Origin of the sequence: Neobacillus sp. (genome assembly GCF_031988165.1) — a bacterium.
Taxonomy (GTDB): Bacteria; Bacillota; Bacilli; order Bacillales; family Cytobacillaceae; genus Neobacillus; species Neobacillus rhizosphaerae.
The window spans coordinates 1-16,035 of the sequence record NZ_DALZYO010000065.1 but is presented as its reverse complement, the minus strand read 5'-3'; the positions used below and the strand labels follow the sequence as shown (position 1 = coordinate 16,035).

The following is a 16,035-nucleotide window of genomic DNA, read 5'->3' as shown; positions in this document are numbered from 1 at the left end:
AACTAATAATTTTTTGTTTGTTGACGTTTTTGTTTGTTTAGTTTTCAAAGAGCAAGTTCGTTACTTCGTTCAGAAGCAACTTTATTACTATACCATGTCGTTGATTTAGCGTCAACACTTTTTTTAAGTATTTTTCAATACCGTTATGTTGTTAACGTGTTATTAACGACTGCTTTAATATACTAACACCCTGAATATAATACGTCAACAACAAAATTGAAATTTATTGTTCTTTTTATACAACGCTCTTTTTTATAGATTGTTGCTTTTATTGAAATTTAAGGACGATCTGACCATTCCCCTTCAACTCGCTGATATATTAAAAAAGCAGCTGATAAAAGCAACAAAGTCGCTGATATATCATAAAAAGTCGCTGATAAAAGCAACAAAGTCGCTGATAAACTGAATATAGCTAGACCTTTTAGCGAAAAATTGGTGGAATTAGCATTAAAAACATGAAGCGAATAAAAATTTCCGTCCTAATCAAAGAAATTAGACAAATTTAGTAAGAAAAGCAACAGGATTTGCGAAAACAGCCTTATACAAATAAGAAAAAGCCGACCACAAGGCCGGCTTTTTCCTATTTTGTAATCTTAATAATTCCTTCTTGTTTTAAGTCAACAAGACCTTGTTTTTCAATTACCACCTTTTCGCCAGCAGCTAAATTAGTGAAGACAATTGGGGTAATCGTTGATGTCGCATGTTCTTTGATATAATCTAGATCAATTTTTAATAATGGTTGACCCATTTCAACATGGTCATTTTCTGATACTAATGTTTCAAAGCCTTGACCTTTTAAATTAACCGTATCAATACCAACATGGATTAAGATTTCTCGTCCACCGTCAGATAGGATACCGATCGCATGTTTCGTTGGAAATAGGTTAACGATTTTCCCATTAACAGGTGAAACTACCATTCCTTCAGCTGGTACTATCGCAAAGCCGTCACCCATCATTTTGCCAGCAAAGACTTGATCCGGAACTTCTGTAATTGCTTTGATTTCCCCTTTTAAAGGTGCAGCAAATACTTCATCGTTTTTATGAACAGTTTGCAAGGCTTCAGGATTTATCTCTTCAATCTGTTGCTCAACACCTTTTTCTGGTGCTTTCACAGTTGTTCGAGGTCTCTTTCCTTCTATTATATCTTTCATTTGACCTTTAATGGTTTCAGAACGTGGTCCAAAGATAGCTTGAATATTGTTACCTACTTCAAGAACACCAGCAGCACCAAGCTTTTTCAATTGGCCTTTATCAACATTTTTAATATCGTTGACTGATACTCGAAGACGAGTAATACATGCATCTAAGTGAGCAATGTTTTCCTTACCGCCCATTGCCTCTAAAATGTTACCTGCTAAATCACTAGAGTTTGCTTTTCCTGTTGGTGCTTGATTTTCTTCTTCCTCTAATTCACGACCAGGAGTTTTTAAATTAAATTTGCGAATCGCAAATCGGAAGCCGAAGTAATAAATCAACGCAAACACAAGACCTACAGGAATGACAAGCCATGCATGTGTCTGTGGGTTAATCAGACCAAAGAGGATGTAGTCAATTAAACCTCCAGAGAAGGTCATCCCAATTTTCACATTTAATAAGTGCATCGTCATAAACGATAATCCCGCGAAAATAGCGTGGATACCAAACAATAATGGAGCAACAAACAAGAATGAGAATTCGATTGGTTCTGTAATACCGGTTAAGAATGATGTTAAGGCAGCTGAGGCCATTAAACCACCGACAAAAACTTTCTTTTCCGGCTTTGCTTCATGATAAATGGCTAAGGCGGCAGCTGGTAAGCCAAACATCATGAATGGGAATTTACCTGTCATGAAGGTACCAGCAGTTAGGTTTTTCACGTGGTCTGAAATTTGTGCCATAAAGATGTGTTGGTCACCGTGAATAACTTGACCCGCATTATTTGTATAACTGCCAAATTCAAACCAGAATGGTGCATAGAAAATATGATGCAATCCAAACGGAATTAACGAACGTTCAACAACCCCGAAAACAAATGCTGATAAAGTTAGATTTGCATTTACCATGTTGTTTGAGAAGGCGTTTAATCCTGTCTGGATTGGCGGCCAAATGACTAACATGACTAACCCCAAGAGTATTGCTACCCCGGCAGTAATAATCGGTACAAAACGTTTTCCGGCAAAGAATCCTAAATACGATGGTAATTCAATTTCAAAGAACTTATTGTATAAGGACGCGGCAATTATACCCACGATAATCCCACCAAACACTCCTGTTTGCAGAGTTGGAATTCCCAGGACACTTACGTAATTCGTACCATTAATTTCCTTCGGATCAATCCCTAAAACAGTACCCATTGTGACATTCATAATTAAGTAACCTATAATGGCTGCAAGTCCTGCCGTACCTTCTCCACCGGCTAATCCTACCGCAACACCGACTGCAAACAAGAGCGGAAGGTTTCCAAAGACGATGTCACCGGCATTTTTCATAACAGAAGCTACCATATCTACAGAACTGTTATCTAAAAATGGCGCTAAGTCTAATAGAGCGGGGTTTTTAAGTGCTGCACCTAAAGCAAGCAAAATCCCTGCCGCCGGTAAAAGTGCTACCGGTAACATTAACGCTTTACCGACTTTTTGCAACACGCCGAAAGCATTTTTAAACATAGATGTTACCTCCTAAATATTTTAAATTAGCTCATAAAGCGTTTACACTTAAGTGAAAATGCCAACAAAAAAAGGCATGAATAAAAGTTCAATTGACTGAAGTTATGGGTATAGATTACCCCTAAATCTTCATTTCAATTAATCCTTTTACTCATGCCTGATCGAATCAGTAACACGTAAAAATAAATGCTATTTAAATTTTTGTTGAAGTCTTTGCAAATGCATCGTTAAATAAACGGCTTCTGCATCAAAGACTTTCATTTTTAGCGTTTGTTGCATCACTTTAATGAGCTTCCATGAGAGATTATAGCACACGGGGTATTCTTCTTTCAATAGGGAAGCAATTTTTTCTGGTTCCTCAACCTTTTCGCCTTTCAACACTCGATCAATAGCAAAGCGAAGGTGACGAACAAGCCTCACATAATCAATGCCTTCTTTATCAATCTCTATTTCAAACTGCCCCTCTACCATTTCGACGAGTCTAGTGACAAGTTGTGAGTGTTGATTAACATCAGATAGATTTTTATTTGTTATCGCACTATGGATGTGCAAGGCAATAAATCCAATCTCGCCAACAGGAAGATCGATTCCTGTCTTTTCCTTAATGAGTAGAACAACTTCAGCGGCTACTTCATACTCATGTCGATAAAGCGCCTTTGTTTCAACTAAAAACGGGTTCCTCATTTCCATTCCTTGTGAGGCCCGGGTTAACGCAAACATAAGATGGTCTGTTAACGCCACATGAATATGTTCATTTAACACTGAATGTGTTCGTTGCTTGATTAAGTCAATAGCAGAAATAATGATTTCTAGAAAATCATTATCAATAAACGGAAGTAGCTTAATGTAGTTTTCTTGTTCTTTCTCATTTTTTAAAACAAAAAGCTTTTCTACTGCATCCGTTTCGATAAAGTCCCCTCGTTTACGATTGAAGCCAATCCCTTTACCAATTAACACAACTTCTTCATAGGAAGGGTGTTCAGCGATTAACACATTATTATTTAGGACTTTATCAATTCGTAAGTTTGCCAAACCCTTTCCCCCAATCCTACCTGCAAAACATTAGTAATTTCATGGTATAAGAGGTGGAACGGGAAGTCAATGATAAGGTGAAACTTCCATCAGTGGGGTTTTCCTTCATCCGCCACTGATGGATAGTTGAACCAATCGGGGTTTTACGGGCAGTTTATCCCCCACTTATCCCGATCGGGTTTCCATTAAGTCTTGAAGTGGAGACCTTAATGCGAGACAAAGTTCGACAACTCTTCGAATTACGAATATTATTCGAATTTCATCCCTTTTAACCCAATGAAAAAGAACAGGAAAGAAAAGCCAAGCAGTGCCGCAGAATCCTTTATTAACGTTCCTGCGTGCAGGCTTCCACTTATGATTTCTTTAAATCCTGACATCGCCCAGCTTTGCGGCACGAATAAGGCAATTTTTTGCATGATGTCCGGAACGATATCAATTGGCCAATACACACCACCGAGCATACACGTGCTTACGACTAATATAGCACTTACGGCTGTCGCCTGTTGTTTTGTTTTGACAAGTCCGGCAATCATAAGTCCAAAACCAACAACAGATAAAATGACAAGTGAAGCGAAGGGGATCAAATAGGTTAACTTTCCCCAGGTTGTAGTAAACAGTAGGTTCATCGTGACCATTAGTACAGCGAATTGAATCCACCCCATGAAAAAGTAAGACAAAAGATAGCCTAGACTGATTTGAAGTTTGCTCGCAGGCGCAATCATTAATCGTCCCCATGTACCGCCGATTCGTTCATCAAGAATAGTCGAAGCAGCTCCTGAAAGACCAAACATCATAAACATGATGGCAAAACCAACAAACATTAAATTGACTTCCACATTGGTTTTCGTATCTTTCTGGATGGTCTGCTTTTCGACGATCACACCCTTATTGCTTGTTATTGTCTCGAGCACTTTAGGAAAGGCAGCCGCATCGAGTTCTGAAGTTGCCTGATAGGAGCGCAGAACCAGCCCTGCCGTTCCCTCTAAATGGGAAGACAAGGCAAGATAATTCTCATTTTTCCGTTGCACGATAATGTCTAACAGTGGCTGTTTATCTGCGATTCTTTGCCCAATATCGTCAGGAATCACTACAGCAGCCGCCACATCCTGACTAGAAACATTCTTTTCAGCCTGTTTTCTTGTTGCCTTTTTCCATTCATAATGATGGTCCTGCTTCAATAGGTTGAAAATCTCACTGCTGACGTTGCTATCCCTGAGAACAACATTAACAATCGGTTTATTCTGTTCTGAATTCACGGCTATACCGCCGAAGATCCAACTAAATAACGCGGGCATGACGAACATAAGGACCAATACTCCAGGAGATTTAAAAAACTCCTTTAAACGAAGCGTTACGATCGTCCAGATTTTACGCATATTTACCTCTCCTTTCCAATGAAAGGCGAATTAAGCCAATCGCAAAAAAGAATAAACCTAAGGCAATCGACCCGGCGATTGCCGGCAGAATCTTGGAAAATGTAGCCCCAGACATTAAATCTAAATACGTTTGTAGTGCAAGCCCATTGGGCAAGATCTTGGTGACTAAAACAACCCAATGCGGAAAAATATAGATTGGTGCCATACTTCCACCTAAGGCAGCCATAATCTGCGTACCAAGCATTCCAGCAACATTAAACGATTTTTCCGTCTTAATTAATGATCCAGCTAACACCCCTAGTCCGCTGGCATTTATTACAAATGCCAACGTCATCATGACAATACCAGAAACAGAGGAGCCCCAATCAACCCCAAAAAGAAGATTGGTTCCGACAATAATGATCAAGGCTTGTGTCAAACAAATAATAATTAATCCAAACATTTTTCCGAGCAGATAATTCTGATAGGTTAAATTCGTAAGAAGTAAACGCTTAAACACTTCTTGTTCTTTCTCGAGAACCATAGCGGAAACACTCTGAACAACGGTCATTAATAAAAACATCACACCCATGGCAGCCGCATAATATTGGAATGAGCTGACTGGTTTCGTGTTAGCATCAATAGTTGTTTCTTTTAGAAGCGGCTTTTTCCCATACCCTTCTTGAACGGGTCCGTTTTGTATTCCAGCCTGTACCGGCTGGACCATTTGTGACACTACTGCCTCAATAGGAACCGAGCGAGAAAACTGCTCAATTACACTTTGAACAATGACGGCTTTAATCCCAGGGTCTGGCACCGATAAAAGTTTTACCTTCGTTCCTTTTCCTGATATTAACGAAGTGGTGAAGTCATCCTGAATAACAATTGCAACTGCCAGTTTGTGGTCTTTAATTTTTTTATATAAATCATCTTCCTGATAATACTTCACTTGAATCTGTTTAGATAAATCTTTCGAAAGAACTTCCTCTGTTAACACTTTACTGAGCTGGCCCTTATCTAAATTAGCGACCCCAAGTGTAAACTTTTTAATCGAAACGACTTCGTCTTCCTTCATCATATTCCCAAACGCGGAACCTAAAATAGCAATTAACAGAAGCGGCATCATAATGAGGGTTAACAAAGCCTTTTTATCACGAGCGACGAGAAGCAGATCCTTCAACGCTAGCCATAAAAATTTCATTATCCTCACCCCCTAATCCCGTAAATTCCGGCCAGTTAAATGCAAAAAGACACTTTCAAGGTTGGGCTCGACGATATCTACCGAAGTAATCCCCGTGCCTGTTTTTGCCACTGACTGGATAAAATCAGTTAATATCAGTTGAGGCTCTTTATGAAAGACCATTAATTGATGATCTTGGATCTGAATATCTTTTTCTGGAAAAAGACTTGTTAACGACTGAGCAAGTCCATCCACAGTCGATCCATCTTTATCGATTGATAGGATAATTTTCGAATGATCACCGATTGTCTCCCTTAATTCACTTAAGGTTCCAGAGGCAATTAACTGACCATGGTCCACAATCCCAATCCGTTTACAAAGGTATTCGACTTCCTCCATATAATGACTGGTATAAATAATTGTCATGCCCTCATCATTCAAACGTTTTACCGTTTCTAAGATGTGATTTCTTGATTGCGGGTCAATCCCCACAGTCGGCTCATCCATGATTAACAATTCCGGCCTATGTAAAATCGCTGCACCAATATTAACACGTCGTTTCATTCCACCGGAAAAGGTCTCCACCTTGTCTTTAGCCCGTTCGGTAAGTCCAATAATTTCAAGTACTTGATCAACACTTTTTTCAAGAGCACTGCCGGAGAGATCGTACATCCTCCCCCAAAACTTTAAATTCTCCCGCGCTGACATCGTTTGATAAAGCGCAATCTCCTGAGGGACAACCCCAATCCATTTTTGGGCTTGCTTAGGGTTTTTGATGACATCGAAGTCTTTTATCTGAATTTCACCCGAGGTTGGCGGGAACAACCCGGTAATCATATTAATCGTTGTTGACTTGCCGGCTCCGTTTGGCCCGAGCAGACCGTAAGATTCCCCTTTTTCCACTTCAAAGGATACACCTTTCACTGCCGCAAAAGTCCCAAAGCTTTTGTGTAAATCTCGAACGGTTAGCATGTTCATTGGTAACCACTCCCTATTCAATCATTTTCTTCCACCTATTATCATACAGAAGAAATTAGGCAAAAGTAAGAAAATTATGTATTTTTTCAAAAAAAAAAAAAAAGGAACTGCAGCCACTGCAGTCCCCATTAAATTTATTTTAAGAAGATAAAATAAAGAACAAAGATAACAAAGAATAAGTACATAATTGGGTGGATTTCTTTTGTCCGGCCTTTGACAATCATTGTAATTGGGTAGAAGATAAAGCCCATTGCAATCCCCGTCGCGATACTATAGGTTAATGGCATGGCAATCATCGTTAAGAACGCCGGAACGGCAATTTCAAAACGTTTCCAATCAATTTTCCCTAAAGAAGAAACCATCAACACCCCAACAATGACTAAAGCTGGTGCGGTGACAGGCGCGGTGACAACTGATAATAATGGAAAGAAAAACAGCGATAAGATAAATAGTCCTGCTGTAACTAATGAGGCAAATCCTGTTCTTGCACCAGAAGCAACCCCTGCTGTTGACTCAATGAAAGAAGTGGTAGTCGATGTCCCCAGAATTGCACCAACACTTGATGCAATTGAGTCAGAGATTAACGCTCTTCCCGCACGCGGAAGCTTACCGTCTTTCATTAATCCTGCTTGTCCGGCTACCGCAACAAGCGTCCCAGCATTGTCAAAGAAATCAACAAACAAGAACGTCAAGATAATACCAAGCATGGCTGTCGTGTAAAACGAGCTATCTCCAAAAGCTGAAAACGCAGCTCCGAAGGTTGGCGCTATACTTGGAACATGGCCAACTACTTGATGCGGTACTTTAATTTCTCCAAAAATCATTCCGACAATGACCGTCAAGATCATACCGTAAAATACAGCACCTTTGATTCCTCGCGTCATCATAATCACAGATACTACGATACCGAAAATAGCTAATAACGGCGGGCCAGAAGTTAAATCACCTAATCCCACAAGTGTTGCATCATTATTCACAATGATTTTCGCACTCTGCAAACCAACAAAAGTAATAAATAAGCCAATTCCAGCTCCAACCGCATATTTTAAATCGATTGGAATCGCATTAATGATTTTTTCACGAAGTCCTGTTAACGTTAGCAAAAAGAAAAACACTCCGGATATCAACACAGCTCCTAGAGCATGCTGCCATGGAATACCGCTGCCTAAGACAACAGTAAAGGCAAAAAAGGCGTTTAATCCCATCCCAGGCGCCAATGCCAGTGGATACTTCCCAATCAACCCCATAATAATGGAACCAATGGCGGCTGCTAAGGCAGTGGCTACAAATACGGCACCGTAATCCATTCTTAATGCATCCGGTAAATCCTTTATTGCAGCTAGTGATAGTGTTAATGGGTTTACCACCAATATATAGGCCATTGCAAGAAAAGTGGTACATCCACCGATGATTTCCCTACGATAATTTGTCCCATGTTTCTCAAACTCAAAATATTTCTGCATGTGTCTTCCCCCTATGAATCTATCTTTTTTTACGCAAAAAAACGCTCCGGCATTTTCTACCGGAGCGTGACTTTAGGCATGTGCAATAAACAGAGGAAAAGAATAGACCTCTTTTATTAAAAACACTGCCTCGTAGTCAAGCCATTTACGGTGGCTCGGTAGAAACTTTTGGGCCATATTCCCAACATTATACGATGCAATTATATGATTTCCTTAATTCGTTTTTTATTTTAACAGGGAAAACATAACTTGTAAATAAAAAATACGAACAATGTCATAAAAAAAATATAACATTGTTCGTATTTTATTATTATTCCCACTCAATCGTTGCTGGTGGCTTGCTGGTAATATCATAGACAACCCGATTAACATGTGCTACTTCGTTGACGATGCGGGTGGAGATCACCTCAAGAACATCCCACGGAATTCTCGCCCAATCGGATGTCATGCCGTCAATCGATGTGACCGCGCGAATCCCAATCGTGTAATCATAGGTTCGTGTATCCCCCATGACACCGACACTGCGAATATCCGGAAGTACGGTGAAATATTGCCAGATTTCACGATCAAGCCCGGCTTTTTTTATTTCCTCACGTAAGATCCAATCGGATTCACGAACAATTTCCAACTTATCCTCAGAAATAGCTCCAAGCACACGAATACCCAGACCAGGTCCTGGGAACGGCTGTCTCCAAACGATATCATCAGGGATTCCCAGCTCCGTACCAAGTGCACGGACTTCATCTTTGAACAAGGTATTTAATGGTTCAATTAATTTGAACTGCATGTCTTCCGGCAGCCCGCCGACATTGTGGTGCGACTTAATTGTTTGCGCCGTTGCTGTGCCGCTTTCAATGATGTCGGTGTAAAGCGTGCCTTGAGCCAAGAACTCTATGCCCTCTAGCTTAGTTGCTTCATCATCAAAAACATAAATAAATTCGTTGCCGATGATTTTCCGCTTCTTCTCTGGGTCAGCTACACCCTCAAGCTTCGATAAGAACCGTTCTTTCGCATCAACCTTGATGACATTCATCTGGAAGCCTTCAGAGAAAGTTTTCATTACACTGTCGGCTTCATTTTTCCGTAACAGACCATGGTCGACAAAAATACAGGTTAGCTGATCACCGATTGCTTTATGAATCAAAACGGCAACAACAGATGAATCTACACCGCCGCTTAGGGCACAAAGAACCTTTTTATCGCCCACCGTTTCGCGAATTTTCGCCATTTCCACTTCAATGAAGTTTTCCATTGACCAATTGCCACTAAGTCCACAGACGTTAAACACAAAATTCTTAAGGAGTTCATTTCCGTATACAGAATGACGTACTTCCGGGTGAAACTGTACTGCGTAAAGCTTTCGCTCCTCATTACTCATCGCCGAAATCGGACAGGACGGATTTGTGCCGTCAACAGTAAACCCTTCAGGGGCTTCGACAACAAGGTCACCATGGCTCATCCACACAGTCTGTTCATTTGGTAGCCCGCCAAATAGCGCCGATTCATTTTGAATCATCAATGTAGCTTTTCCATATTCACGCTGCTTAGCTTTTTCAACCTTCCCATTAAAATGGACGGTCATTAACTGCATCCCGTAGCAAATCCCAAGGATTGGAAGACCCATCTCAAAAATCGCTTCATCACAGCGGAAGGAATTTTCATCATAAACACTGTTTGGTCCCCCGGAAAAAATGATGCCTTTAGGGTTCATTTTGCGGATTTCCTCAGCAGTAATCGTATGCGGATGCAGTTCACTATATACACCGAACTCACGAATCCTACGTGTAATAAGCTGATTATATTGACTCCCGAAATCTAAAACAACAATCATATCGTGCTTTTCCGTCAAAGCAGCCACCTCATTTTTCTAAAGTTATTACTAGCTTTTACTTAAATTAATAAAAAAAACTAGAATTCTCCCCCTAATAAAAATCAGGAAGGCAGAATTCTAGTTTTATCGAAAAAACCATATACAGAAATTCTGCCTTCATAGTCAGGTCATTTTTTGGCAACCCGGTAGAGACTCTCGAACCCTATTATCGAGGATATATGAAGGAAACGTACATATTTAGTAAAGCGCAAGTGCCCTGGTCAGGTACGTAATGGCTGGACTGAACCGACTGAGATAATGGAAACTCGTCGATTGGCAAGCCGGAGGCGCTGACAGAGGCGTAGTTGAATTTATGCGTTCAGAATTTAGGAAATAAATTCTGATTAGCTAAAGGAAACACTCTCACCGCTGGGCACTTGAGCTAGACATTCAATTAATAAAACATATTGTAACAATAGGTTGTTTTTCTGGTCAAGCGATTGTCTTTTTAATTAAATTTTCCCACAATTCACGGCTCTCTTTCCATGTTCCCTTTGGCAGATTTTGATGATAGATATATTGTTCATAGGCGACTGTCAGCCGGGTCATCTCACGCGTTGAAAAGAACGAATCGATATAGTGGGCATAGTTCCGCAGTGTCTGGTTTTGCTTACGTTTTATGCCGTAGCGATCCAGTTGAGCTAGTAAGACCAGGTATGCAGTACCAACGGTTTCGTCCTTTTTCTTAAAGCGGTACCATACCATTACTACAAATGGAAGCCACTTGCCACGAATTCGATAAAGAATTCCTGTCATTCCAGCTAAAAGTACAATCACTAAAGTCATTAGCTTCCAATTATTCCAAAAAAACAATTTGGTGTTACTCCATAACTCTTTGAAATCCAAGGATTTTTCTTTACTCTTAGTCTTACTGGTTTCCTCTAAGTCCTTCTGCTGTGGTTTTTTCACTGGTGCAGGAGGGGGTGTCTGATTGTTAGATGAAGTCTGTCCCGATGAATAGTTAATATTTATACCATTTGTGAAGCCTTTCGTCGGTTCGAATGGAACCCAGCCTTGGTTTGGGAAAAATACTTCAACCCAGGAGTGGGCATTATTATTAGTAATTTGGTAAATCTGCCTTGATTCCCCACCTTTGCTGTACTCCATAAAATCTCCACCCGTAAACCCTTTTACCCAGCGGGTCGGAATCCCAATTGTTCTAAGCATGACAGCCATTGAAGTAGAAAAATTATCGCAATAGCCTCGCTTGGTATCAAACAGAAATTGATCGACGTAATCGTCCTTGTCCCCTGGCAAAGCCACTTTCTTTTGATCATAGGAGTAACCCGAATTACTGAAATAACCTTCAACCGCTTGCGCTTTGTCAAACCAATTACTTTTCCCTACGGTGATTTCTTCCGTCAACTGCTTAATTCTAAGCGGCAGCCCTTCAGGAAGATAGGTATATTTTTGATAAAATTCGGGGCCCATGACAGTACTGTCAAACTCAGTTGTTAACATTAAATCAACTGCTTTATATTTTGGAATTCCAAAATCTACTTTATAGCTGGAGATATCTCTACTAAAGGAATTTATCTTTTCCTTTGTCGTATCGATCTCAAACTTATTTAATTTTGGAGCTTTTGGTTCAACTTCGAGTATTTTTTGAATTCCTGCTGGATAAATGATAAAGGACAAGGAAGAGTAATTTGTATAAAAAAATACTTGTGCTGTTTCCTTAATCGTTTCTACCTTTTCAGGTATAGAATAAACAGGAGCAAGATCACCTTCCATGAATGGAATAGGTGTTGACCCCGAAGGAATCCACCCTTTCCCTGTATACATATCCTTTGTTTCAACCTTCCAATAATTTTTCCCATTTGCTTTATACATGAAAACAGGCTTGTTATCTCCAATAAATGGACCACCTAATCGTTCATCATTTGTCCCATAACCAATCCGGCTTATGCCTCCACTGCCTTCATTGCCACCTTTGTCTTTCGCTGCCGTAAAATACGGAACTGGATCCGGCCATATCGGCGCGGCCTTAGGTGCGGCAATTCCAATAAGAACACTTAGGGCAATCATCCCCACAAGCGGAACCATCCATTTTCTTAAAATGGAGCGGTCATCATTTACCTTCTCCTTCTGGGTAATTCGGTAATAGGTCAGCAACCCCATTACGGCAAACCCGGTGATAACCGTCCGGACAATGGCTGCTTTTGCACTATAGAGTGTAAATGTATCAAGAACAGTTATATAAACTAGCGTCATAAAGAAGAAGATAAAGATTTTTTGGCGATTCAAAAGCCAATAATGAATTAAGTACACCATTAACCAAAGCAGGATAAAAAACAAAAGCGTTCGAAATTCATTGGATAAATCGTTCCATTGCCTTGCCTGCAGAAAGCCAATATTATCCATCAAATCCTTGCTGAATGACTTCAGCCAACTTGATTGAAAGAATCCTTCTTCATAATAAAATCGATTAATAGAAAACAAGATAAATAACAATTTGATGATACTTTGCCACATCCACTTCATACGAAAAAAGGATAAAGCAAAGGAGATAAGCAGAAAAAAAACAAACATTTCCATACTATCCGTGTCTGTTAATTGTTCTACGGGTCTAAGCCATTCCCACAAAAGCAGAAAACCAAACGAATATAAAAGCAGCGCCGGAAAATCCCTTTTCATCATCGTAAAATCACCTCCGAAAAGGCTGCAGCAAATTCGCCGTCATGAACCATAACCACTCGGATTCCGCGAGCATTCGCGATGGCTATGAGGGAGCGTTCGCTTTCTGTCGGCGATTCTTTTTGAGCTTTTATGAGAAAAAGCGTAATCGAACCTTTTCTTTGGCCAAGAAAGCTTGCCTTTTCAATCAGTGGTTTCGTTAATTGAGCCGTAATGAGCATAAACGAAACCGATTGTTGAATAAAAAAGCCGTCTGTCTCCAGTACTTTTTCAAAGGGTTTTAAACACTTAGCCTCAATTTTTGCCAAATGATAAAAAAGCTGCTGGAGATGCTGCTCCCCGCCTCTAATCGGGAATGACGCCCGCTCTTTACTAATCGTTAACAACCCTGTCTGCGCACCTTTTTTCAAGACAGCACGTAATAGGGAGGCAGTAAAGGAAACAACCGCTTCGAATCGCTTATCCGGCACACAGTCCATGACAACAAATACATCATGCGATTGCCGTTGCTCAAATTCCTTCGTCATAATTTCGTTCCGCTTCGCAGTCGCTTTCCAGTTTATCCAGGAAAAACGATCACCCGGCTGATAATCCCGGACACCAACCGCCATTGTCGTATCGCGCTGGACCCGCTCTCTGGAGGCCGTCAACCCTTGATCATACTGGTTTTCAAACGGCCGATAAATAAACTCTGTGAAGGCGGGATAGACAATGATTTTACCATCAGCAATAACTGTCTTTTCTTTTTCAAATAATCCAAGCAGATCCCCGATACGTAAAGTAAAGGATTGGAAAAAGTGTTCTCCACGCGGCAGTTCATCGATGGTATATTCATAGGAAAATTCCTTTTTCACCCCTGGCAACAGAAGTGTCTTTGACCTCTTCTGTTGAAGTGCATATTTCAAGGTTTCATCTAAATTGTCCTCGACAATTAAATAAAATAATGGAAAGGCTTTTGACCTTTGTACATTGATGCTTACCCTTAAAGGCTCCCCTGCATTGTAATCCGTTTTCGGCAAAACCCTTATTACGGCAAGCTCATTCAAGGAATAAAAGGTAAGCGCAACGCAGTAAATGGCAAATGGCAGAAAACTATAAAATAAAAACCAGCTGACAAATCCTCCCTGGAACATCGCATATGAAAACGTTAGGAGTATCAAAACAATAAGCAAGGTAAACTTCCATACTTTTTTGAATGGAGTCCATAGTTTTTTCATATTACTTCACTAACCTTCGGACTGGTACAGGAACTCTAGCAACCACCCGGTTCACTACTTCTTCTGCAAAAATGCCTTCAAATTTTGCTTCTGATTTTAAAATGATCCGATGTGATAACACAAATGGTGCTAAATATTGAATATCGTCTGGGAGGACATATGCACGGCCAAACATATAAGCATAGGCTTGAGCAGCTTTCATTAAGGCAATGGACCCCCTTGGGCTTGCACCAAGATAGACACTGCCATGATTTCTTGTCCGATTCACAATGTCGACAATATAACGTTTAATGGTATCGTCGACAAATACCTCTTTAATTTCTTGTTGTAGGAATAATAAGCCTTCAAGGTCAATAACTGGGGATAGGTCCTCGATTGGCGGCACCTTTTGGGCCCTGTTCAAAACTTCGATTTCTTCATGCAAATCAGGGTATCCCATTTTCATTTTTAATAAAAAGCGGTCGAGCTGCGCTTCCGGAAGCGGATATGTACCTTCATATTCAATCGGGTTTTGTGTCGCCATAACGAAGAATGGTTTGTTTAACTTATGGGTCACTCCGTCAATCGTGATACTTGCTTCCTCCATCCCTTCTAAAAGCGCCGATTGGGTCTTAGGCGATGTACGGTTAATTTCATCAGCAAGAATGATATTACCCATTAACGGGCCTGGACGAAATTGAAATTCCATTTCTTTTGGGTTATAAATCGATACTCCCGTTACATCGGAAGGTAGCAGGTCTGGGGTGAATTGAATTCTACGGAAATTGGCATTAACAGACTTGGCAAGGGCACGGACCATCATTGTTTTCCCGACACCTGGCACGTCCTCTAGGAGCACATGTCCTCCGGCCAGTAGGGACACAAGACTTAGTTCCGCGACATTTCTTTTTCCAATCATGACCTTTTCAATGTTTACAAGTATTTTTTCTATCGTGGGATTCATTTGTTCATAGGACATGGTAATTCCTCCTCAACGGCTCAAGCCAATTTATGACATTCTATCTATGTATTCGATTTATTATCTGAAAATCCCTGTTTGAAACGACACATAATATTCAAAATGTGCATAAATAGTAGACGAAGGAGAATTGGAAAATGTTTCAGCTGGTTTGAACCTTAACGAGTTTGATGAATAAAAAGACAATCATTCCATCAAAAAAGGAACATACGTTTTACCAATTTAATTTTGAAAAGTCTGTACGAAAACACCGTCGCCTTCAAGCCACTCAGCAATAAAAACATCTTTGTAGTCTGAAATATTTTGATTAATTAATTCAGCTTTTAACCAAGAGATATATCCATATTTGCGGAAAAATCAGTGAAGCACGCACAAAAAATACTTCAAACTTTTTTTTCATATTGTACGTCTATTTTTCGTCATGCATTAAAGGACATTTATTAATTGAAAGGAAAAGTCATCCATGAACTACTTACATATATCTAAAAATACATGTCAAACAAAAAAGACCATGACTATCCCTAAAAAACAAAACAGACGTTACATTGTAGGATTAGATGGTCTACGAGCCTTAGCAGTGTTTGCTGTGATTTTCTATCATATTGGATTCCCTTGGGCAACTGGTGGTTTTTTAGGTGTAGTCGTGTTCTTCGTGCTGTCTGGCTACCTTATTACCGATATCATAATGACTGAGTGGG

At 40.1% G+C, this 16,035-nt stretch carries 11 protein-coding genes and 2 riboswitches; of the genes, 1 reads left to right on the top strand and 10 read right to left on the bottom strand.

What is annotated here, in order from left to right:
• Positions 1-580 precede the first annotated feature (580 nt).
• From ptsG to RTR43_RS24370, 10 genes are all read right to left on the bottom strand, one after another.
• Complete coding sequence (ptsG, locus tag RTR43_RS24415) at positions 581-2,647, bottom strand: glucose-specific PTS transporter subunit IIBC (RefSeq protein ID WP_312476365.1); 2,067 nt, start codon at positions 2,645-2,647, stop codon at positions 581-583.
• Between the two features lie 189 nt (positions 2,648-2,836).
• Complete coding sequence (gene glcT, locus RTR43_RS24410) at positions 2,837-3,679, bottom strand: glucose PTS transporter transcription antiterminator GlcT (protein ID WP_312476363.1); 843 nt, start codon at positions 3,677-3,679, stop codon at positions 2,837-2,839.
• 248 nt (positions 3,680-3,927) lie between these two features.
• The gene (locus tag RTR43_RS24405; RefSeq protein WP_312476362.1) at positions 3,928-5,055 is read right to left on the bottom strand and encodes an ABC transporter permease; all 1,128 of its coding nucleotides are present in this window, start codon (positions 5,053-5,055) and stop codon (positions 3,928-3,930) included.
• Positions 5,048-6,235, bottom strand: coding sequence for an ABC transporter permease (locus RTR43_RS24400; RefSeq protein ID WP_312476360.1), 1,188 nt, complete (start codon positions 6,233-6,235; stop codon positions 5,048-5,050). Before RTR43_RS24400 ends, RTR43_RS24405 begins: the two co-directional genes overlap by 8 nt.
• 12 nt (positions 6,236-6,247) lie before the next feature.
• Positions 6,248-7,186: an ABC transporter ATP-binding protein gene (locus tag RTR43_RS24395; RefSeq protein ID WP_312476369.1), complete on the bottom strand. Its 939-nt coding sequence runs from the start codon at positions 7,184-7,186 to the stop codon at positions 6,248-6,250.
• A 140-nt stretch (positions 7,187-7,326) separates the two neighbouring features.
• A complete protein-coding gene (locus tag RTR43_RS24390) occupies positions 7,327-8,655 on the bottom strand; it encodes an NCS2 family permease (RefSeq protein WP_312476358.1) in 1,329 nt (442 codons plus the stop codon).
• Between the two features lie 113 nt (positions 8,656-8,768).
• Positions 8,769-8,870: riboswitch (purine riboswitch) on the bottom strand.
• Between the two features lie 95 nt (positions 8,871-8,965).
• Positions 8,966-10,486 (bottom strand): glutamine-hydrolyzing GMP synthase, encoded by a 1,521-nt coding sequence (gene guaA, locus RTR43_RS24385; RefSeq protein WP_312476367.1) that lies wholly within the window; start codon positions 10,484-10,486, stop codon positions 8,966-8,968.
• A gap of 139 nt (positions 10,487-10,625) precedes the next feature.
• A riboswitch (purine riboswitch) is annotated at positions 10,626-10,728 on the bottom strand.
• 229 nt (positions 10,729-10,957) lie between these two features.
• Positions 10,958-13,165, bottom strand: a complete 2,208-nt coding sequence (locus tag RTR43_RS24380; protein WP_312476356.1) for a transglutaminase TgpA family protein — start codon at positions 13,163-13,165, stop codon at positions 10,958-10,960.
• Positions 13,162-14,379 (bottom strand): DUF58 domain-containing protein, encoded by a 1,218-nt coding sequence (locus RTR43_RS24375; protein ID WP_312476354.1) that lies wholly within the window; start codon positions 14,377-14,379, stop codon positions 13,162-13,164. Before RTR43_RS24375 ends, RTR43_RS24380 begins: the two co-directional genes overlap by 4 nt.
• A gap of 1 nt (position 14,380) precedes the next feature.
• The gene (locus tag RTR43_RS24370; RefSeq protein ID WP_312476352.1) at positions 14,381-15,337 is read right to left on the bottom strand and encodes an AAA family ATPase; all 957 of its coding nucleotides are present in this window, start codon (positions 15,335-15,337) and stop codon (positions 14,381-14,383) included.
• 511 nt (positions 15,338-15,848) lie between these two features.
• Between RTR43_RS24370 and RTR43_RS24365 the strand changes: the two genes are divergently transcribed.
• The coding region (locus RTR43_RS24365; RefSeq protein ID WP_396954624.1) for an acyltransferase family protein at positions 15,849-16,035 on the top strand (187 nt) is incomplete at its 3' end.